Below are 22,249 nucleotides of genomic sequence, written 5' to 3' on the forward strand. Positions count from 1 at the left end.
TAAAAAGTAACAAAAACGCACTTACGTGGCGGAAGTTATCTCAAATTATCTATATTTTTGCACCTCAAAAAACAGATGCTACCGTGCTTGCACGAAAATAACGAATGGCACTATTTAACTTTCTCTCCAGCGATATTGCGATTGACCTCGGTACCGCCAATACGCTGATTATTCACAAGGATCGGATTGTGGTGGATGAGCCCTCGATCATCGCCATGGACAAAATCAACGGAAAAGTCCTGGCGATCGGTCACAAGGCGATGCAAATGCACGAAAAAACGAACGAAAATATCAAGACAATCCGCCCGCTGAAAGACGGTGTAATTGCCGACTTTACGGCTGCCGAACTGATGATTCGCGGGTTGATCAAGATGATAGATACGGGTAGCCGCCTGTTTTCGCCTTCGCACCGGATGGTGATCTGTATTCCATCGGGGATTACGGAGGTGGAAAAACGGGCCGTCAAGGACTCGGCCGAACACGCCGGGGCCAAAGAAGTATACATGGTGCACGAACCGATTGCGGCTGCCATCGGGATCGGAATCGACATTACGCAACCCAATGGCACGATGATTGTCGATATCGGGGGAGGAACCACCGAAATTGCTGTCATTGCCCTGTCGGGCATCGTCTGTGAGCAGTCGATCCGGATTGCCGGGGACGTGTTTACCCGCGACATTGTCGATTACATGCGCCGGGAACACAACCTGCTGATCGGGGAGCGTTCGGCGGAACAAATCAAGATGGAAGTCGGTTCGGCCCTGCCGGAACTCGATAATCCGCCGGCCGACTACGAAATCCGGGGCCGGGATTTGATGACCGGGATTCCGAAAGAAATCAAGGTGACGTACAGCGAAATCGCCTACGCGCTCGACAAATCGATTTCCAAGATTGAAGAAGCCGTAATGAAGGCGCTCGAAATTTCACCGCCGGAGCTTTCGGCCGATATTTATACGAACGGTATTCACCTGACGGGTGGCGGGGCGTTGCTGCACGGTCTGGACAAGCGGATTGGTGCCAAAACCAAGCTCCCGATCCACGTCGCCGACGATCCGCTGAAAGCCGTCGTCAAAGGCACCGGCGAGGTGATCAAAAATCTCGACATGTACAAATCCGTTCTGATCAGTTAAAAATTAAAACGGGGCCGCCCGTGCGGTTAAAAGTTAAAAATTAAGAGCGAATGCGGCAGCTTACTTTTAATTTTTAACTTTTAACTTTTAACTCCTGTATGCTTGAGTTATTTCAGTTCATCATCAAAAGCCGGAACTTCATTTTGTTTGTTCTGCTGGAGGTGCTGAGCTTTTATTTTATTATCAATACCAACAACTACTGGAGCGTCCGGTTTTTCAATACGTCGAATTATTACGCGGCCAAAATTCTGGATTGGTCGAACAAAGCGAAAGAATACGCGCAGCTGCGGCAGGTCAACACCGATCTGGCCGAAGAAAACCGCCAGCTGCACACGCTGCTGACGCAGCTCCAGCAGCTAAAACCGCAGGCACCAACCAGTTATAAAACCGACTCCATTTTTGCGACCCGGTTTCAGTATACGGTTGCGCGGGTGATTAACAATACGACGCAGCATCCCAACAATTACATCACGCTCGATAAAGGCACCGCCGACGGTATCAAGCCCGGGATGGGGGTGATTTCGCCAACGGGTGTGGTCGGGAAGGTAAAGCAGTGTTCCGAAAACATGTCCATCGTAACGTCCATTCTGCACTCGGATTTTATGGTTTCGTCCCGGCTGCTGAAAGCAAATGATATCGGTCCTGTCAAATGGGATGGCATCAACCCGAACCGGATGAAGATGCTGTACATTTCGCGGAATACGAAAATGTACCGGGGCGACTCGGTCGTTACCTCGGAATTTAATTCCATCTTTCCGTCGGGGATTCTGGTGGGCCGGGTAATCGGTGTGCGCGAAATGCCGGATCAGACGTTTCACGACATAACGCTATCCGTTGGCACCGATTTCAGTAGCCTGTCTTTCGTTTACGTGGTCGAGAATAAATTGCAGGGCGAACAGGATAAGCTGGAAAAAGCCACCGAACCGGAACGAAAATAAGCCGGGCCGGAAACCGAGTCAATCACCAAAACCGCCCGAAAAGCCCCAGTCCAGCCCATGACGTTACGTGAAATACTGAACATCACCTTCCTGTTTTTCCTGTACTTGGCGTTGCAGATTCTGATCGTGCGGAATCTGGTGTTGTTCGACGTTGCGTTTTGCTTCATTTACGTAGCCTGCATTTTGCTATTACCGGTTGAAATGGGCCTGTCGGCTACTTTACTGACGGCTTTTGGGGTCGGTATTGTGGTGGATACCTTCTACAATACCCTCGGAATGCACGCAGCCGCAACGGTTTTGATGGCCTACATCCGGCCGGTGGTGGTGCGATTGCAGGCGGCCCAGCGCGGGTTCGAAAACCGGCTTGTTTTCTCCATTCACGAAATGGGTTCGCGGAACTTCTTTTATTACGTCCTGATTCTGACGTTCATTCATCACTTTGCCCTCTTCCTGATCGAAGCCAACAACATTATGCTGTTTTTGCCGGCGATGGTCAAAATCCTCGCCAGTACGCTGTTTACCTCCGTGACGATCATGCTGGTCCAGTATTTTTCGCGGAATTAACGGGGAGTCTCTGCCTTTTATACAGAAAATTTTGACCTTTGCAGGGAATTTTAAAAGGTAAGTTCCCTATGCCCTCCTACATTGCCGCTATTGATCAAGGTACAACCAGTTCGCGTTGCATCATTTTCGACCGTCAGGGAAATAGTGTTTCCGTTGGTCAGAAAGAGCATTCCCAGATTTATCCGCAACCCGGCTGGGTGGAACATGATCCGGAAGAAATCTGGCGCAATACGCAGGAAGTTATTGCCCTGGCGCGCATCAAGGCGCAGATCCAGGCCAGCGACATTGCTGCGGTCGGCATCACCAACCAGCGCGAAACGACTGTGGTCTGGAACCGCAAAACCGGCAAACCGTATTATAATGCCCTCGTCTGGCAGGACACCCGCACCGGCGATCTGGTGGCCCAGTTTGCCGAAGCCGGCGGTCAGGATCGTTTCCGGGCCCAAACCGGTTTGCCACTCGCTACCTATTTCAGCAGTCTGAAAATCAAGTGGATCTTGGATAACGTGCCGGGCGTACGCGAGGATGCCGAGCGTGGACTGGCCTTGTTTGGCAACATGGACACGTTTCTGATCTGGCACCTGACGGGCGGCACCTACAACGGGCAGCACATTACCGATGTGACCAACGCCAGCCGGACGCAGTTGATGAACCTGGCAACCCTCGACTGGGACGACGACCTGCTGCAGGCTTTTGATATTCCGCGGGCCATGCTGCCGCAAATCCGTTCGAGCAGTGAAGTGTACGGCACCGTTAGTTCGGAAGTATTGCCGGGCGTTGCCATTGCCGGTATTCTGGGCGATCAGCAGGCGGCCCTCGTCGGCCAGACCTGTTTTGAACCTGGGCAAGCCAAAAATACGTACGGTACCGGCTGCTTTTTACTGATGAATACCGGCGCCGAACTCCGCCATTCGACCTGCGGTTTGCTCACGACGGTGGCCTACCGGTTTGGTAACCAGCCCGTTCAGTACGCCCTGGAAGGCAGTGTCGCCATTGCTGGAGCGCTGGTGCAGTGGTTGCGCGATAACCTGGGCATTATTTCCACCAGCGCCGAGATCGATTCGCTCGCCCGGACGGTCGCCGATAATGGCGGGGCCTACTTCGTTCCGGCGTTTTCGGGTTTATACGCGCCGTACTGGAAAGCCGATGCGCGGGGCGTTATTGCCGGTTTGACGCGGTTTGTCAACAAAGGCCACCTGGCGCGGGCGGTTCTGGAAGCAACGGCCTACCAGACGCTCGATGTCGTAAAGGCCATGGAAAAAGACGCGGCTATTCAACTGAGTTCGTTGCGGGTCGATGGCGGGATGACCATCAACGAGTTGCTGATGCAGTTTCAGGCCGACATGCTGGGCGTGCCGGTCATCCGGCCCAAAATGACCGAAACCACGGCGTTGGGAGCCGCTTATGCCGCCGGGCTGGCCGTTGGCTACTGGAGTAATTTTGACGACCTCCGGCAGAACTGGGGCATCGACCGAACCTTCGAGCCGGTGATGCCGGAAACCGATCAGCAGCGGCTGTATCACGGCTGGCAAAAAGCCGTCGAACGGTCTTTTGGCTGGGAAAATCAGTAAGCCGGGCGGTTGGCGCTGAATTAATTCGGTCTGCACAGGAAGGCATAACCCCTACTCCTGCGTACTTTTGTCGCCGTATTCCCGTACGATGTACGTAAACCGGCTATGACGCATACGCTTATTCTGAAAAAACCGATAGCTTTCTTCGATCTGGAAACCACGGGCATCGAACCCATGAAGGACCGGATCGTGGAAATCAGTATTGCCAAAGCACTGCCCAACGGCGAAGTGATTGTTAAAACCCAGCGCATTAACCCGACGATTCCGATTCCGATCGAAACGAGTCTGATTCACGGTATTTACGACGAAGACATTCAGAACGAACCTACGTTTAAAACCGTAGCCCGCACCTTGGCCCAGTTTCTGGACGGGTGCGACTTGGGCGGGTACAACTGCAACCGCTTCGATATTCCCCTGCTGGTCGAGGAATTTCTGCGGGCCAATGTCGATTTTGATCTTAAAAACCGCCGACTCATCGACGTGCAGCGGATTTTTCACGTCATGGAACCCCGAACGCTGAAAGCCGCCTATAAATTCTACTGCGGCAAAGAACTGGTTAACGCCCATAGCGCCGAAGCCGATACGCTGGCGACCTTCGAAGTACTGGAGTCGATGGTGGTGCGGTACGATGGGGCTATCGCGGCCGATGAAAAAGGCAACGAAGTCATCATCGGAAACGATATTGAGACGCTTAACAAACTCATGCTGAACAATAACGTCGATTTGCGGGGGCATATGGTGTACAACAAAGACGGCAAGGAAGTGGTCAATTTTGGGAAACACAAAGGCACCCTGGTGGTCGATGTACTGCAAAAAGAGCCGTCGTTTTACGACTGGATTCTGAAAAGCGACTTTCCGCTCGACACCAAACGGAAGCTGACGGAGATCAAACTGCGGATGTTCAACAAGCGGTGAAGTCCAAAGACCGTTGCCCGGAACCTGGATGGATGCCAAATTAGGAAACCATTTGAGTAAGCGGGAATAATACTTAACTTTGTCGGGTCTTTTCCGGCATTCCTGCCGAAAGCCGTAATTCAGTACTCATCGAATCCCAGAACCGTATGCAGCCAACCCAAGTGCCGCTTCAAGTTCCCGAAGTCATCCAACTGATCGACTTGAAATATTACCTCATCATCAGCACGGCGCTCTTCGTTATCGGTATCATCGGCGTTCTGACCCGGCGCAACGCCATCATCATTTTCATGTCCATTGAGTTGATGCTCAATTCCGTCAATTTGATGTTGATTGCTTTCTCGTCCTACCGGTCCGACCCGGCAGGCCAGGTTTTTGTCTTTTTCATCATGGCCGTTGCCGCTGCCGAAGTCGCCGTCGGGCTGGCGATCATTGTGATGATTTACCGCAATACCCGTTCGATTGACGTCGGATTGCTCAATAAACTGAAGTGGTAACTACCACGATGATGAATTATGAATTACATGCGTCAGCCCATTCATAACTCATAATTCATAACTCATAATTCATAACAACGCTATAGCTCAAACATGCAGACGGATTTACTGATACTCCTGATTCCGCTGTTGCCTTTAATCGGATTCATTATCAACGGAATTGGGTTTCGGAAGGTACCCACCGGTCTGGTCGGAATGCTGGCCACCGCAGGCCCTTTAGCCGCTTTTGCCTGCGTCCTGCTCTTATTCAATAATTTTACGGGGCCCGTTCGGACGGTTTTGTTCGACTGGATTACCGTCGGGCCTTTCAACATTCCCTTTGCGTTCCAGATCGATCAGCTTTCGCTGATTATGCTGCTGATCGTGACCGGCGTCGGCTCGCTGATCCATATTTATTCCATCGGCTACATGAAGCACGACGACGGGTACGGAAAGTTCATGGCTTTCCTGAACCTGTTTTTGTTTTTCATGCTCCTGCTGGTGATGGGCTCCAACTACGTCGTCATGTTCATCGGCTGGGAAGGCGTGGGACTGTGTTCGTACCTGCTGATCGGTTTCTGGAATAAGAATACGAATTACAACAACGCGGCCCGGAAAGCCTTCGTCATGAACCGCATCGGAGACCTCGGTTTTCTGCTCGGGATTTTCATGATCATGGGCGCGTTCGGTTCTGTCGAATACCATGATGTGTTCGAACAGGCCGCCGGTTTTCCGATCGGTGATCCTACGGTAGTGGCCATTACGCTGCTGCTGTTTGTGGGCGCGATGGGAAAATCCGCCCAGATTCCGCTGTATACCTGGCTGCCCGACGCCATGGCCGGGCCAACACCGGTTTCGGCCCTGATCCACGCGGCCACGATGGTGACCGCCGGCATTTACATGGTCGTTCGCTCGAATGTCCTGTACACGCTTTCTCCGGTTACGCTGGAAATTATGGGCGGTATTGCCATCGCCACGGCCCTGCTGGCGGCTTCGATTGGTCTGGTCCAGAACGACATCAAGAAAGTGCTGGCCTATTCAACAGTGAGCCAGCTGGGGTATATGTTCCTGGGCTTGAGCGTGATGGGGTATACCTCCGGGATGTTCCACGTCATGACGCACGCGTTCTTCAAAGCCCTGCTGTTCCTCGGGGCCGGGAGCGTGATTCACGCCATGGCCGACGAGCAGGATATCCGGAAAATGGGCGGTTTGCGCAAGTACCTGCCAGTTACGTACTGGACATTCCTGATTGCCACCATTGCCATTTCCGGGATTCCGCCCTTTGCCGGTTTCTTCTCGAAAGATGAGATTCTGATGCACGTCTACGAGCATAACAAACTGCTCTGGGTGCTGGGGGTCATTGGCTCGGCCATGACGTCGTTCTACATGTTCCGCCTGCTGTTCCTGACCTTCTTCGGACGGTTCCGGGGGAGCGAACACACCCGCGAACACCTGCACGAATCGCCCGCGACCATGACGATTCCGTTGCTGGTGCTGGCGGTTTTGTCGGTCATTGGCGGTTTTTTCAACGTTCCGGAAGCGCTGGGCGGCAATGCCCATCTGGCGGAGTTCCTAAGCCCGATTTTTGATTTATCCCGGAAAGTAAACCCGGCTGCGTTTGGCGAAACCCTGCTGACCCATAGCGAAGAATACATGCTGATGGGTATTTCATCGGGAGTTGCGATTCTGTCGCTGGTGGTCGCTTACGTCCTTTACATCCAGCGCGTGAGTTTGCCCGAAGCGGATACCGTCGAACGGCCGGTGGTTGCGAAAGTGCTGTACAACAAGTACTATATCGACGAACTGTACGATGCGATTATTGTGAAACCGATCCGGGGTCTGTCGGATGCGTTCTACAGTTTCGGTGAATTCATCATCGACGGCATTGTGAATGTAACGGCCTGGGGCGTGAAGGAAACGTCGGGACAGTTACGCAAATTGCAGACAGGTTCCATCGGGTTCTACGTCTTCGCGATGGTTGTCAGTATTGCCGCAATTTTGTGGTTGCGGTTTTTTATCCGGTTTTAGTTAATGGGCGGATTGATCATCAATCACTTATTCTAAGTTTGTAGATGCTTACACTTTCTATTCTGCTCTTCCCGATTCTGGCGGCTTTGCTGGTGCTGGCTATTGGAGGAAAACAGGCGAAACAAATTGCTTTTATCGGGGCGCTGGTCGAACTGGGTCTGTCGGGCTTTGCCTTCTTTAACTTTGTTCCCGACGCGACCTCGCAGTTCAGTTTTGATTATCCGTGGCTGGCAGGGGGCGGTATTCGTTTCAGTGCCGGGATCGACGGCGTTAGCCTGCTGCTGGTGGTGCTGACCGGTTTGCTGACGCCCCTGATCATTCTGTCGACCTTCCAGCGGACCTACGACCGTCCGGCGGTTTTTTATTCCCTGATTCTGTTCATGCAGGCGGCTTTGATGGGCGTTTTCACCGCACGGGACGCGTTTTTGTTCTACCTGTTTTTCGAAGCAGCCCTGATTCCCATTTACTTCCTGGCGGCTTCGTGGGGGGGCGATAACCGGATTGCGGTGACGTTCAAGTTTTTCCTGTACACCATCTTCGGCAGTTTGTTCATGCTGGTGGCGCTGGTGTATCTGTATTTCAAAACGTCCCCCGCAACGGGCCTGCATTCGGCGGCCATTGTCGATCTCTATAACCTGAACCTTAGTTCAACCGAACAGACCTGGATTTTCTGGGCTTTTTTCGTGGCTTTTGCCATCAAAATGCCGGTTTTCCCTTTCCATACCTGGCAACCTGACACCTACGTGGAATCGCCCACCCCGGCCACCATGCTGCTGGCCGGCATCATGCTGAAAATGGGGGTTTACGGCGTTATTCGCCTGTTGCTGCCCGTTGTTCCGCAGGGCGTTGATCAGTGGGGCACCACGGCGATCGTGCTGTCGGTCATCGGAATTGTCTACGGAGCCATCATTGCCATCCGGCAGCGGGACATCAAGCGGCTCATCGCCTACTCGTCCTTCTCGCACGTGGGATTGATGGCCGCGGGGGTTTTCTCGCAAACGTCGTACGGGATTCAGGGTGCGCTGGTGCAAATGCTGGCCCACGGGATCAACGTCGTCGGTCTGTTCTTCGTCGCGGACATTATTCTGGCCCGCACCAACACGCGGCTGCTCGACCAATTGGGCGGTATTACGCGCTACACGCCGAAATTGACGGTTTATTTCATGATTTTGCTGCTGGGGAGTGTGGCCCTGCCGCTGACCAACGGGTTTGTCGGGGAATTTCTGCTGCTGGCGGGTGTGTTCGAGCACCACAACATTCTGGGCGCCGTGGCTGGGCTGACCATCATTTTTGGGGCGGTTTATATGCTTCGGATGTTTCAGAAGACCATGTTTGGAAAAACCAGCGATTTTACGACCGGTTTCAACGACGTTTCGGGCAGCGAAAGCTGGGTGTTCATTCCGCTTTGCGTGATGGTTTTCTGGATTGGTCTGGTGCCTAATTCGTTTCTAAAACTGACCGAACCGGCCGTTACAAATCTGTTGCAGTTTATAAAATAAACCAGTTTGAGGTTTAAGAGAACCGAAAAGAGACGAAACGGTACCCCTTAAACCTGATTCCTCAAACGAGAAACTATATGCTTTCGATTATCCTCCTGTCTGTCTTTGGAATCGTCCTCCTGTATCTGGGCTTTCTGAAATCCCGGGCGGTTCTATTACCGGCAACCTTGCTGTCTATCCTCATTGCGCTGGGAGCCGGTTTTACGGAGTGGAACAAATCGTACCTCTATTTTGGCGATATGTTGCTGATGAGTAATACCGCCATTCTTTTCACGGGCATCGTCCTGATTTCGGCCTTCATGGTTGTGGCACTCTCGGGTGATTTTCTGGATGATGAAGATGCACAACCGGCTGAATACTACGGTATTCTGCTCTTCTCGATTGTCGGCGCGATCATGATGATTGCGTACGAAAACCTGATCATGTTGTTTGTCGGGGTCGAAATTCTGTCGGTTTCCATGTACATCCTGACGGGCAGTGACAAGCGGAATCTGCGTTCCAACGAAGCCGCCCTGAAGTACCTGCTGATGGGGTCGTTTGCCACCGGCATTATGCTTTTTGGAATGGCCCTGCTCTACGGAGCAACCGGTTCTTTTACGCTAACCGATATTCAGGGATATATTAGTCTGGCGCAGGGGCGTCCTTCCCTGTTGCTTTATATGGGGGTCTTGCTGGTGCTGGTGGGTATGTTGTTCAAGGTTTCGGCGGCTCCTTTTCATTTCTGGACGCCCGATGTATACGAAGGGGCACCCACGCTGTTTACGGCGTTCATGTCGACGGTGGTGAAAACCGCCGGTTTTGCGGCCCTGCTCCAGTTGCTGTCGGTTTCGTTTAGCGCGATCATCGGTTTCTGGTGGATCATCCTGGCGGTCATTACGGTGCTGACGCTCTTGATTGGTAACCTGACAGCGGCTTACCAGAACAGTTTTAAACGCATGATGGCCTACTCCAGCATCTCGCACGCGGGCTATCTGCTCATTGGTCTGGCCGCGCTGGGCCAGCAGTCGAAACAGGCGCTGGTTTTCTATTCGCTGGCTTATTCCGTGGCCACCATTGCGGCCTTCGGTATTCTGCTGGTGGTGGCCAAACAGCGCTCCGTGGATGGCCGCCCGGACGATAGCTACACGGCCTTTAACGGATTATCGCGTCAGAATCCGTTACTTGCCTTCATTCTGGCCGTCTCAATGTTATCACTGGCCGGTATTCCGCTGACAGCCGGTTTTTGGGGCAAATTCATGGTTTTCTCGGCGGCTGTCGATAAAGGCATGGTCTGGATTCTGATTCTGGCAGTTTTGATGTCAGCGGTAGGGATTTACTATTACTTCCGGGTGGTGATTGCCATGTATTTCCGGGAAGGCTCGGCAACCCGGATTCAGGTGGCACCGTTTTACCGGTTTGTGCTGATTGCGGCCACGGTTTTAACGATTGTTCTGGGCCTGGTACCCGGTTTGTTTCAGGGCTTGATGTAGTCCTTTAGGCCGTAGGCTCATAAACCACTGGTGAATAAGGGGATAAAAGACGCAGTTATTTACCTTTGATTTTTCAGATAACCAAACTCCCTGCGTCAGGTGATCAGTGTGAATAGCAGCGAACCGAAAACGAAAGAAGTAAAAAGCGAAAAGGAGGTAAAAAGCTTCTTTACATTCTTTTTAACGGCACTTTTGGGGGCTACGGTGAACTTTATTTCACAAATTATTTACCGAAAATTCTTCAATTTCGATACCAGCGTCTTACTGGGTTACCTCACCGCAACCGTGGTGAGTTTCATGCCAACAAAAAACTATGCCTTTTCGGCCAAAGCAACCGGCAATACCGGCCGCGAAATGGTAAAGTTTCTGGCCATTGCGCTGGTGGCCTGGGGCGTACAAGTGGGCGTGGCGGTGGCGACGCTCCAATGGGTTGCCAATCCGCATTTCCCCACCGCGTCGTTGTTCTGGCGCGAAAAAACCTCCCACGTGGTGGGTATGGGTTTTAGTTTTCTGGCGAATTATTTCGGTCACAAACTGCTGACCTTCCGCAGCACCGGCATGTATGAACGATTCTGGCCCCGGCCGAACCGAAGTACCGAATAAATCCCATCCCGAATGTGAAATTTAGAAGTCTGCCCTATAATTTCTTAGTTGAAAGGTAGGATAGTATTGTATTATTTGTTTTTGTGTTAAATTTGTCACTCAAACCTTAAACGCCCCGGAACAAAATGAAAAAAGTATTCGCTCTTTTGTTTGTCGGCAGCATGCTGACGTTCGCTGCCTGCCAAAGCAAACCGAAAACAGAAGAAACTACCACGACTGACAGTACTTCGGTAATGTCAGCGGATAGCGCAACGGTTACCGACAGCACTACCGCTGCTCCGGCCGACAGCGCAGCTGCTGATACCACGAAGTAATCAGATACGCTGAAACTGACGAAAAAGCCCTATCTTTATGATAGGGCTTTTTTTGTTTGCTGACTCAGAGAATGGATGTACGTCAAATGTTTGAAAAACACCTGCCGGAACCGGCTGTTGCGTATTGCTATGATTTGTGGAAAACCCATTCTTTTACGTTTCTGATTTCGCGCCCCCGGCATACCAAACTGGGGGATTTTCGGGCCGAACCGGGCAAAGGCTTTACCATTACTGTCAACAACGACCTGAATCCGTGCGCCTTTCTGATTACTTATCTGCACGAAGTGGCTCACCTGCTGGTGTACCAGCAAAGTCGCTGGTTTGGGCGACCACATGGCCCGGCCTGGAAAAAAGCCTTCCGGACCGTCATGCAGCCCGTCTTGTACGAAGCGGTTTTTCCCGCGTCGGTATTGGCTCCGCTGAAAGATTACCTGAAAAATCCGGCGGCATCGACGGGCGCACACCCGGCCCTGACCCGTGCATTACGCCAGCTGGACGAACAACCGGCCGGGAAACGGCTACTGATTGAAATGCCGGAAGGCGAAACGTTCCGGTTTTTGCAGAAAGAATACATCCGGGGCATGAAACGACGGACCCGCGTCGTTTGTACAGAGAAAACTACAGGCTTGAAAGTGTCGATCTGGGCGCATGTTTGGGTGGAAAAAGAGGAATAAATTCGGATGGGTCATCTGCCTGATGCTAATCGGATGGGGCCTGACCGTACGGGCGCAACCGTCGGTGTTGGCGGAAGGCAGGTGGGTGAAAATCGGACTGACAAAAACCGGTATTTACAAGCTGGATGCGGCTTTTTTCACTAAGGCGGGCCTCAATGCGGCCACCCTCGATCCCCGGACAATCCGGCTGTTTGGCAACGGGGGCGCTCCACTGCCACAGGCCAACCAGAAAAACCGCCCACGTGACCTGACCGAGAATGCGATTTGGGTAACCGGCGAAACCGATGGCCGCTTCGATGCGGGCGATGCGGTTTATTTCTTCGCCGAAAGTCCGCACCCGGTTTCGTACGATTCGACCACCCGCCGATTGACCAACCGGATTAATCCGTATACCGATACCACCTATTATTTTCTGACCATTGGGCAAAAAACCGGCAAGCGCATTGCTCCCCAGCCGCCGGTTCCGGCGTCGGGCACGGTCATCACCGAATTTGACGATTACGCCTATTACAAACCGGCCGGCGAAATGATCAATCCGATTCGGTCGGGCCGGGAGTGGCTGGAATACCTCGGTGCCGGTACGGAAAAAGTGATTTCGTTCAATCTGCCGGGGGTGGTGGCCGGTTCGACGGCCTTTGTGACGTCCGAGGTGGTCGGCCGGGCGCTGGTGAACACCCAGTTTCAGTTGAAGTGGGGAACACAAACCATCGGAACGCAACCGATTGAAAGCGTAACGGACTACACCTACGACCGGAAGGGCCGACTGAACAGCCAGACGTTTACCGTAAAACCGGCTTCCGTTGAAAGCCCCGTTCGGCTGTCGCTGACGTACGATAAAACCGGACAGGGTTACCTGCAGGCGCTGGCGCTTCAAACCCGCCGGACGCTCCGGCAGTACGGCGAACCCTTGCTGTTCCGTTCGCTGGACGCTGCCCGGTACGCGACGGTTCGGTACGTTATTCAGCAGGCCACCGCTTCGATGCAGGTGTGGGACGTAACCAACCGCCCGACGCCCGTACAGATGGCGGTCACGGTTAATGACCGGCAGGAAGGAAGCGTGGCAGCCGAAGGAAACCGTCTGCGTGAATACGTCGTTTTTTCGCCGGAACAGGCCCTGACGCCCGAAACCGTTACCGCCATTGGGAATCAGAATCTACACGCGAGTGCCACGCCCGACTTACTGATTGTGACCTCCGCGCCCTGGCGATCCGAAGCCGAGCGGCTGGCGGAGTTTCGCCGGAAAACCGATGGACTAGCGGTTTTGGTCGCCAGTTCGCAGGAAGTGTATAATGAATTTGCCTCCGGACAGCCCGATCCGACGGCTATACGGGACCTGTCCCGGTTTTTGAATACCCAGACACCCGGGAAACTGAAATACCTGCTGCTGCTGGGTGATGCGACCTTCGATTATAAAAACTATGGCAAGTTGCTGACACCCGCCCAACTGGCCGCCACGCTGCCCACCTACGAAAGCCGGGAATCGCTGCATCCGGTATTGAGTTACAGTTCCGACGATTATTTTGGTTTTCTGGAAACCGCTGAGGGCGAATGGGTGGAGGATTTTTCGGGCGATCATACGCTGGATATCGGCGTCGGCCGCTTGCCGGTGAAGTCGGTGGCCGAAGCCCGCACGATGGTCGATAAACTGATCCGGTATTCGACAACGGGCACCCTGCCCGGCGACTGGCAGACCAAAATAGCGTTTGTCGCCGACGATGGCGACCGGGATTTTCCGAACATTCACCAGACCGATGCCGATAAACTGGCCCAGCTTATTTCGGGATTACGCCCACCGTTTCGGGCCGAAAAACTCTACCTGGACAGTTTTGTGCAGGAGCCGAGCGCCAGCGGTCAGAAAGCGCCGGTTGTTAATCAGGCTATTACGAAGGCGTTGAACGACGGACGTCTGATTGTCAATTATACCGGTCACGGTGGCGAGTCGGGCTGGGCGGAAGAGCAGATTGTCACCTTGCAGGATATTCTGGGCTGGACCAACCAGCGGTTGCCGGTTTTTGTCACGGCGACCTGCCAGTTTGGGCGCTACGATGATCCGGGGCTGACGTCCGGGGCCGAAATTGCGCTCCTCAATCCGAAAGGGGGCGGTATTGCGTTGCTGACCACGGCGCGCCCGGTTTATGCCAGTACCAACTATTTGCTGAATAACGCGTTTTACCAGGCGCTGGCCGAACAGACCGCCGAATCGGCGCCCCGGCTGGGCGATCTGATCCGGCTGACGAAAAACAATAGCCTGAGTGGCAGCCTGAACCGCAACTTTACCTTGCTGGGCGATCCGTCGATGCAGCTGGCGTTCCCGTCGGCCAAAGCGATGTTGACCCGTATCAATGGAAAAACCGCCGGCGACAAACCGGATACGCTCCGGGCGCTGGAAACCGTCCGGCTGGAAGGTGAAATTCAGCAGCAGGGATTGTTGCTGCATCCATTTAATGGACAAGTAAAAATAACAATCTTCGATAAGGCGGACACCTTGGCAACCAACGGAACGGAGTACAGCCCGCCGATGCGTTATACGGAATACCGGAATCCGTTGTATACCGGAAAAGCCCAGGTGCAGAACGGGAAATTTGTGTGCCAGTTTGTGATGCCCAAGGATCTGGACTATCGGATTGGGGCGGGAAAAATCTATCTTTATGCCGTTCGGGCGGATAGTCTGGTGGAAGCCGCCGGAAGTTATAACAATTTATTAATCGGTACTAGCGTGCCGAATCCGGTCGCGGATACCACCCCCCCGACGATTCGGCTGTTCATCAATGATACCACGTTTGTGAACGGTGGAACGGTTTTGGGACCCGTTACGACCCTGATTGCCAAATTAAAAGACGAAAATGGCATCAATATTGCCCGGAATGGTATTGGACACGAACTAACCGTCCAGTTAAACAGCGATCCGGCGGTGGTCGTGAACGAGTATTTCACGCCGGATCTCAATACCTACCGTAGCGGAACGGTGCAGTTTATGTGGGAGAATTTGAAACCGGGGGCGTATACCGTAAAGCTAAAAGCGTGGGATGTTTACAATAATCCGGCGGAAACGACGTTGAATTTTGTAGTTTCCGAGCAACCGGCCCTGGTTATTCAGTCGGTTGAGATAACACCCAACCCATTTCAGGAACAAGCCAACTTCCGGGTTCAGCACAATCGCCCGGGCGACGAGTTGGAAGCCACACTAATGATAGCTGATTTGAGCGGCCGAATTTTGAACGAACGAGTTTATCCGTGTCTCCGTTGCGAAACGCTGCTGACCGGCCTGAGCTGGAACGGAACCATGGCCAGCGGAGCGGCCGTCTCGCACGGAATGTATATATACCGGCTTATACTGCGGTCAAAATCGGACGGATCTGTGGTAATGCAGTCGGGCAAGTTACTCTATGTTAGATAGTTATATAAATATATTCCAAACGACCTTTTATATTCTCTTTTAAACATTGTACCTTTGGCGTTCTCTCGGTAATTCCCCGGCGAACGCGCTGATTAGGAGTTAATAAACCTCTTTTATGACACGTACGTTATCGTCAATTTGTTTACTTGGTTGCCTGTCACTTCCTCTTTTGTCAAACGCCCAGAGTCCGGGCGGAGCGTTGACGGGACAGGACACCGTTGCGTTTCGGATTCCGCAAACGGCGGTGCCCTTCCTGAACTTTACGCCGGATGCCCGGAGTGCCGCGCTGGGTGACGCGGGCGTTGCCCTGAGTGCTGACGCCAATGCGGTTTTCTGGAATCCGGCCAAGCTGGTATTTGCCCAGAAAGACCAGGGACTGGCGTTATCGTATACGCCCTGGCTGCGGAGTATAGGGGTTGACGATATGTTTTTTACCTACTTATCCGGGTATAAAAAGGTCAGCAAAAACGACGTGATCGGTTTGTCGCTCCTGTATTTCGACATGGGGACGATTGACTTTACGACCATTCTGGGGCAACCCGCCGGTTCGTTCAATTCCCGGGAGTATGCCGCCACGGCCTCCTATTCGCGCCGGTTGTTTCAGAACTTCTCGATGGGGGTCAACCTGCGGTACATCAACTCGAACCTCTCCGGCAATTACTCCGTGAACGGCATGTCCTTGAAACCGGCTTCGACGGCGGCTTTCGACATCAGCGCGTTCTACCAGAACGAAGTACGTGACGATATCACCGGCAAGGGCTTCAAATGGGCCTTCGGTGGGATTATTTCCAACATTGGCGGTAAAGTAACCTACGGAACGCCGGAACGGTCGCCCATTCCGACCAACCTGAAACTGGGAACGGCCCTGACGCTGTATACCGATAAATTCAACAAATTCAATTTTGCGCTCGATCTGAACAAACTGATGGTACCAACTCCGCCGGTGTATAAAACCAACGGGGGCGTTGTTCAGTACAATAACGGGGTTCCGGTAATTGCGCAGGGGAAAAACCCGAACCGGGCCACGCTCAGCTCTATTTTTGGCTCGTTCTCCGATGCACCGGACGGTTTTTCGGAAGAAGTAAAAGAAATCAACATTGCCACCGGGATCGAATACTGGTATAACGAACAGTTCGCTGCGCGGATCGGGTATTACCACGAACCCCGCGTGAAAGGCGACCGGAAATTCTTTACGACCGGTTTGGGAATCCGACTGCAGGAGAAATACGGTATTGACTTTGCGTATCTGATTCCGACCACGCAGGGCAGTCCGCTGGCGCAAACGTTCCGGATTTCGCTGGTGATTGATCTGGATAAAAAGGCCCGTTCGGCCGAAGATGACGAGAGCGACGACCGCGAATAGACTCCGATAACTAGTATAGTGATAATGGCACCCTTCGGGCGTGCCATTCTTTTTTACCGCCTGACCGCCCAATGGACCTGATAGACCGAACAGAAGCCCCTGAATACAAGCTTATTGAAGAAGTAAGAATTCCGGCTATAGCCACGCAAACCCTGGATAATGGCCAGCCTGTTTATTGGGTCAATGCCGGCCAGCAACCCGTTATCCGGCTGGAAATCGTTTTCGATGCCGGTGCCTGGTACGAACCGATGCCGGGCGTGTCGGCGTTGACGCTGAAAATGCTGACGGAGGGAACCCGATCGCATACCTCGGCGCAGATCAGTGAATACTTCGATCGCTACGGGGCTTTTCTGGAGCAGCATAGCGGAACCAACCGGGCCAGCCTGATGGTCTACGGCCTGACGAAACACTTGCCCGCCCTCTTGCCGATGATTCAGGAGATGGTGCTGGATTCGGTGATTCCGCAAAAAGAACTGAACCACCAGAAAAACATGACGGTCCAGCACCTGCGCGTCAATCTGGAGAAAAACAATTTCGTTGCCGGGCGACTGATCCGGGAAAAAGTGTTCGGGAAGAATCACCCGTACGGATCGAATCAGAAACCGGAAACCGTGGAAGCCATTCAGCGGGAAATGGTGGAACAGTTTTACCATCAGCACATCCGGCAGCGGCCGTTCCGGGTGGTGGCGGCCGGCCACGTTACCGAGCTGGAAATTGCTTTACTTAATAAGTTTTTTGGCCAGCAGAACGTTGAGGTGGCGGTTTCGGCCCACGGAGCGGAAAAAACCATAGCGACCGATCCAACCCCGGTGTTGGTAGAAAAAGAAGACAGCCTGCAATCGTCGATCCGGCTGGGGCGGCTCCTGTTCAACCGCAAACATCCGGACTATTTCCCGATGCTCGTGTTCAATGAGGTGCTGGGCGGTTATTTCGGGTCCCGGTTGATGAAAAACATTCGGGAAGAAAAAGGATTTACGTACGGCATCTGGTCGAATCTGTCCATGTTTCCAAGTCAGGGGTATCTGCTGATCGGCACCGATGTCAAGCGGGAAAATACGCAGGAAACACTGGACGAAATTGGCAAGGAAATCCGGCGGCTGCAGAACGAACTGGTTCCGGCCGATGAATTGAAGACGGTAAAAAACTACATGGCGGGGTCGTACGTCGGCTCGCTTAACACCCCGTTTGAAATCGCCGATCGCTACAAAACCATGCTGTTCGACGGCTTGCCCACGGATTTCATCCATTCCTACATCGAGCGAATCCGGGCCGTGACGGCCGGGCAGGTGCAGGAAATGGCCCATCGCTATCTACCCGACGGCTCGTTGATCGAAGTGGTTGTGGGAGGGAAGTGAAACGGTTTTTGAACGGGGATTACGCTGATGGAAGGATTACAGGGGCTATTAATCCCTGAATCGGCGTAATCCCCGTTCAAGGCTATACAATCTCGAACGCTGCCAGTTTCACGAATTGCGCGACGCGCTCGTTGATTTCGTCGATCGTCAGGTTGAAAAGCCGTTCGGCCCCGAATTTCTCCACGCAGAACGAGGCCATTGCTGAACCGTAAATAATGCCCCGCTTCATGTTGTTGAACGACACATCGCCGGTGCTGGCCAGGTAGCCGATAAAACCGCCCGCGAACGTATCGCCCGCGCCGGTGGGGTCAAAGACTTCTTCGAGCGGGAGTGCCGGTGCAAAAAAGATGCTGCCGCCGTGGAAAAGCAGGGCGCCGTGCTCGCCTTTCTTGATGATGACGGTTTGGGGACCCATCGCCTGAATGGCGGCAGCCGCTTTCACCAGCGAATACTGACCGGACAATTGCCGCGCTTCTTCGTCGTTCACCGTCAGCACATCCACCAGCTTGATGACATCCATCAGATCATCCCAGGCCGTGTCCATCCAGAAGTTCATGGTATCGAGCATGATCAGTTTCGGGCGTTTCGGCAGCCGCTCGATCACTTTTTTCTGAACCGAAGGGGAGATATTGCCCAGCATCAGGAATTCACAGTCATTGTAGACGGTCGGAAGAATCGGGTCGAAATCGCCCATGACATTGAGCTGCACGTCCACCGTGTCGCGCGTGTTCATGTCGTTATGGTATTTCCCCGACCAGAAAAACGTTTTTTCGCCGGGGCGGATTTGCAACCCCGTCGTATCGATGGCACGCCCTTTCAGAATGTCGATCATTTCCTGTGGGAAGTCGTCGCCAACCACCGCAACCAGGTTATTTTTATTCGTGAAATACGAAGCCGATAGCGTGATATAGGTAGCGGCTCCGCCAATGATTTTATCGGTTTTGCCGAAAGGGGTTTCCAGTGCATCGAACGCAACGGAACCAACGGATAACAAACTCATGCTGATTGGATAAATACAGGGTGATGAAATGAATTCGAAAGAAAAGTGAAGCCATTAACGGCTCAAAAGTCTGCAAAATTTTGGATTTTTCAAATAACCGGGTGTCGCTTGAACGCCCGCGTCCGGTCGAAAAGGTACCGGTACGTGATGTGCTTCTTATGGGCGACGCCCCCCAGCATTTTGGCAAACCGAATCATTCTCGGATTAAAATCGCCCACCCAGTTCAACTCCAGTTCCTCGTACTGGTAGCCCGGTCGCCAGGCAACCCGCGTAAATGCCAGCGCAATGGCCGATTCGATGCCCCGACCCTGGTATTCAGGAATGATACCAAAAATGACCCCAAAGGCTTTTTTATTGGTTTTCATGACCTTGTGGTACAACACTTTCAATTTCCCGATGAGATTGAGTTTCCCATTAACGTGTTTAAAAATCTGATTCAATTCGGGGAGGGTGATAAAGAAGGCAATCGGTTCGCCTTTGTGGTAGCCAAACCAGATGAGTTCTTCTTCCAGAATCGGTTTCATCCGCAGCATGAGCGCCCGGGATTGTTCCTCCGACATTTCGCCGACGCTCAGGTGCCGCGCCCAGGCTTTGTTGTAGATATACCGAAAATCATCCGCGTATTTCTCCAGTTCGGGTTTGGTGACGTGCCGGAAATCGTAGGTGGGGTCGTTCAGCGTCCGAACCGACCGTTCAAAGATGGACGGGTGAATGAGTTGCCGAACCCGGTCTTCCCGCATGGGTAACAGAAACGTCAGTTGTTGGAAGTAATCCAGAAAACCGTATTGCTCGAACAAGGGCACGTAATACGGCTGGGTGTAGGGCATGCCGTAGGTGGGTTCCTTGTCAAAACCGTCGACCAGCAAGCCCCACCAGCGGTCGCGTTCGCCAAAATTGATCGGGCCGTCCATCGCTTCCATCCCTTTGCGCTGGAGCCAGTCTTTGGCCGCATCAAAAAGGGCAAAAGCCGCCGTTTGATTGTTGATGCATTCGAAAAAACCGAGTCCGCCCGTGGGCTGGTCGTTGTTGCGGTTGGCGGTTTCGCGGTTGATAAAAGCCGCGATCCGGCCAATAACCTGCTTCTGATCGTCCAGCAAGAGCCAGCGAATGCACTCGCCGTGCTGGAAGTATTTGTTTTTGACCGGATCGAACACGTCTTCGATGTCGTTGTCGAGCGGGCGAATCCAGCACGGATTGTTGCGGTATAATCGAACCGGTAATTGTAAAAATTCTTTCTGATAAGCAGGATTATCACCAACCTCGATCAGCTGCATGCCGTAGGGATACTAAGTGAACAATGAATCAGCCGGACAAACCGTTGCGTCGCCCGGGGGTTGCGAAGATAGGAAAAGTACCGCATTTGCCGCTGATTATAATTTCGCTGACTTCCGCCGAACATTATGTAGATTTGTGGCTGCAAATAACCGCATTGTTGGATCGACCGATTGAAGAATGACAACACCGACACAGCCGCTGAAGTTATACAATACGCTTACCCGCCGGAAAGAACTGTTCGAGCCGATTGTTTCGCCGTATGTTGGATTATACGTCTGTGGGCCAACGGTTTATAATTTTGTGCATTTAGGGAATGTCCGGACGTTCCTGACGTTCGATACGCTGTTCCGCTATTTAACGCACATCGGTTATAAAGTTCGGTACGTGCGGAACATCACGGATGTTGGGCATTTGGTCGGCGATGGCGACGAAGGGGAGGACAAAATCGGGCGGATGGCGAAGCTGGAGAAAGTTGAACCCATGGAAATTGTGCAGCGCTACACCAATGATTTTCATTCGGTGACGACGATGTTCAACATGTGGTCGCCCAGCATCGAACCCACGGCAACCGGCCACATGGTCGAGCAGATTGAAGCCGTTCGTACCTTGATCGACAAGGGACTGGCGTACGAATCGAACGGGTCGGTTTATTTCGACATTGCCCAGTACAACCAGGAAGGCGGTAACTACGGCAAGTTATCGGGCCGCGTGCTGGAAGATTTGCTGAACGAAACCCGCGATCTGGATGGGCAGTCGGAAAAGCGGAATCCGCTGGATTTCGCGCTCTGGAAAAAAGCCGCCCCCGACCACCTGATGCGCTGGCCATCGCCCTGGAGCAACGGTTTTCCGGGCTGGCATTTGGAATGTACGTGTATGAGTACCAAGTATTTAGGTAAGCAGTTCGACATTCACGGCGGGGGAATGGACCTAAAGTTCCCTCACCACGAATGCGAAGTGGCGCAGGGTAAAAGCATTTACGGCGAAGAACCGGCCCGCTACTGGATGCACTCGAACATGCTAACGGTCAACGGGCAGAAAATGTCGAAATCGCTGGGCAATTCGTTCCTGCCTTCCGAACTGGTGACGGGGACGCACCATTTGCTCGAGCAGGCGTATAGCCCCATGACGGTGCGGTTTTTCATGTTACAATCGCATTACCGGAGTACGCTCGACTTTTCGAACGAAGCTCTCAAGGCCGCGCAAAAAGGATACAAACGACTCGTGAACGGTTTGCGGATTGTTCGGACCCTGCATTATACTGCCCTTGAGGATGTCCCGGCGGAGGAGAAAAAACAACAGGAAATCCGGAAGGCCGTTGACGATTTTTACGGCGCTCTGAACGATGATTTGAACACGGCGGTTGGCATTGCCCAGTTGTTTACCTTGCTGAAGTACGTGAATATGCTGTACCTGAACCAGCTTCAGCCGGCGGCATTGGGCGAAGACGTTTTTAACCTGCTGAAGGATTCCTTCCTGCAGTTTATGGAACAGGTGCTGGGGCTGCGCGAAGAGAAGTCTGAAAGCCAGGCGGTTTTGGACGGCATGCTGACCTTATACCGCGAGTATAAAGAACAGAAGCAATACGATAAAGTGGATCAGGTCCGTTCCTATTTCAAGGCACAGGGTCTGGTCATCAAAGATATGAAGCACCGGATCGACTGGGCTTACGAGGAGTAATCTA

The 22,249-nt window shown here is 52.9% G+C and carries 18 protein-coding genes; 16 read left to right on the top strand and 2 right to left on the bottom strand.

Going from position 1 to position 22,249, the window contains the following annotated elements:
• Nucleotides 1–104: 104 nt before the first annotated feature.
• The 15 genes from ACFPMF_RS19005 to ACFPMF_RS19075 all read left to right on the top strand — a co-directional run bounded on the left by ACFPMF_RS19005 (nt 105) and on the right by ACFPMF_RS19075 (nt 18,293).
• Nucleotides 105–1,130: a rod shape-determining protein gene (locus tag ACFPMF_RS19005; protein WP_379848302.1), complete on the top strand. Its 1,026-nt coding sequence runs from the start codon at nt 105–107 to the stop codon at nt 1,128–1,130.
• A gap of 98 nt (nt 1,131–1,228) precedes the next feature.
• On the top strand, nt 1,229–2,068 hold the full coding sequence (mreC, locus tag ACFPMF_RS19010) for a rod shape-determining protein MreC (RefSeq protein ID WP_379848304.1): 840 nt from the start codon (nt 1,229–1,231) through the stop codon (nt 2,066–2,068).
• A gap of 57 nt (nt 2,069–2,125) precedes the next feature.
• On the top strand, nt 2,126–2,632 hold the full coding sequence (locus ACFPMF_RS19015) for a hypothetical protein (RefSeq protein ID WP_379848306.1): 507 nt from the start codon (nt 2,126–2,128) through the stop codon (nt 2,630–2,632).
• Nucleotides 2,633–2,700: 68 nt separating this feature from the next.
• The gene (glpK, locus tag ACFPMF_RS19020; RefSeq protein ID WP_379848308.1) at nt 2,701–4,203 is read left to right on the top strand and encodes a glycerol kinase GlpK; all 1,503 of its coding nucleotides are present in this window, start codon (nt 2,701–2,703) and stop codon (nt 4,201–4,203) included.
• A 105-nt stretch (nt 4,204–4,308) separates the two neighbouring features.
• Complete coding sequence (locus ACFPMF_RS19025; protein ID WP_379848310.1) at nt 4,309–5,118, top strand: exonuclease domain-containing protein; 810 nt, start codon at nt 4,309–4,311, stop codon at nt 5,116–5,118.
• Between the two features lie 146 nt (nt 5,119–5,264).
• Nucleotides 5,265–5,612, top strand: coding sequence for an NADH-quinone oxidoreductase subunit NuoK (gene nuoK / locus ACFPMF_RS19030; RefSeq protein WP_379848312.1), 348 nt, complete (start codon nt 5,265–5,267; stop codon nt 5,610–5,612).
• Between the two features lie 93 nt (nt 5,613–5,705).
• Nucleotides 5,706–7,619, top strand: coding sequence for an NADH-quinone oxidoreductase subunit L (nuoL, locus tag ACFPMF_RS19035; protein WP_379848314.1), 1,914 nt, complete (start codon nt 5,706–5,708; stop codon nt 7,617–7,619).
• A 44-nt stretch (nt 7,620–7,663) separates the two neighbouring features.
• Complete coding sequence (locus ACFPMF_RS19040; protein ID WP_379848316.1) at nt 7,664–9,118, top strand: complex I subunit 4 family protein; 1,455 nt, start codon at nt 7,664–7,666, stop codon at nt 9,116–9,118.
• A gap of 77 nt (nt 9,119–9,195) precedes the next feature.
• On the top strand, nt 9,196–10,587 hold the full coding sequence (locus ACFPMF_RS19045) for an NADH-quinone oxidoreductase subunit N (protein WP_379848318.1): 1,392 nt from the start codon (nt 9,196–9,198) through the stop codon (nt 10,585–10,587).
• A 108-nt stretch (nt 10,588–10,695) separates the two neighbouring features.
• Nucleotides 10,696–11,190 carry a GtrA family protein gene (locus tag ACFPMF_RS19050; protein WP_379848320.1) on the top strand — a complete coding sequence of 165 codons (495 nt, stop codon included), beginning with the start codon at nt 10,696–10,698 and terminating at the stop codon, nt 11,188–11,190.
• A 125-nt stretch (nt 11,191–11,315) separates the two neighbouring features.
• Complete coding sequence (locus ACFPMF_RS19055; protein WP_379848322.1) at nt 11,316–11,504, top strand: hypothetical protein; 189 nt, start codon at nt 11,316–11,318, stop codon at nt 11,502–11,504.
• 71 nt (nt 11,505–11,575) lie between these two features.
• Nucleotides 11,576–12,178, top strand: coding sequence for a SprT-like domain-containing protein (locus ACFPMF_RS19060; RefSeq protein ID WP_379848324.1), 603 nt, complete (start codon nt 11,576–11,578; stop codon nt 12,176–12,178).
• 22 nt (nt 12,179–12,200) lie between these two features.
• Entirely contained in the window at nt 12,201–15,575 is a 3,375-nt protein-coding gene (porU, locus tag ACFPMF_RS19065; RefSeq protein WP_379848326.1) for a type IX secretion system sortase PorU, read from the top strand.
• A 115-nt stretch (nt 15,576–15,690) separates the two neighbouring features.
• Nucleotides 15,691–16,938, top strand: coding sequence for a type IX secretion system outer membrane channel protein PorV (gene porV, locus ACFPMF_RS19070; RefSeq protein WP_379848327.1), 1,248 nt, complete (start codon nt 15,691–15,693; stop codon nt 16,936–16,938).
• Between the two features lie 71 nt (nt 16,939–17,009).
• Entirely contained in the window at nt 17,010–18,293 is a 1,284-nt protein-coding gene (locus tag ACFPMF_RS19075) for a M16 family metallopeptidase (RefSeq protein ID WP_379848329.1), read from the top strand.
• An 82-nt stretch (nt 18,294–18,375) separates the two neighbouring features.
• Here the strand turns inward: ACFPMF_RS19075 and ACFPMF_RS19080 are convergent, their stop codons facing one another.
• Both ACFPMF_RS19080 and ACFPMF_RS19085 read right to left on the bottom strand, forming a co-directional pair.
• Entirely contained in the window at nt 18,376–19,293 is a 918-nt protein-coding gene (locus ACFPMF_RS19080; RefSeq protein WP_379848330.1) for a PfkB family carbohydrate kinase, read from the bottom strand.
• 89 nt (nt 19,294–19,382) lie between these two features.
• Entirely contained in the window at nt 19,383–20,567 is a 1,185-nt protein-coding gene (locus tag ACFPMF_RS19085) for a GNAT family N-acetyltransferase (RefSeq protein ID WP_379848331.1), read from the bottom strand.
• Between the two features lie 178 nt (nt 20,568–20,745).
• Between ACFPMF_RS19085 and cysS the strand changes: the two genes are divergently transcribed.
• Nucleotides 20,746–22,245: a cysteine--tRNA ligase gene (gene cysS / locus ACFPMF_RS19090; protein WP_379848332.1), complete on the top strand. Its 1,500-nt coding sequence runs from the start codon at nt 20,746–20,748 to the stop codon at nt 22,243–22,245.
• Nucleotides 22,246–22,249: the final 4 nt, after the last annotated feature.

Source organism: Larkinella bovis, assembly GCF_042655385.1.
GTDB classification, from domain to species: domain Bacteria; phylum Bacteroidota; class Bacteroidia; order Cytophagales; family Spirosomataceae; genus Larkinella; species Larkinella bovis.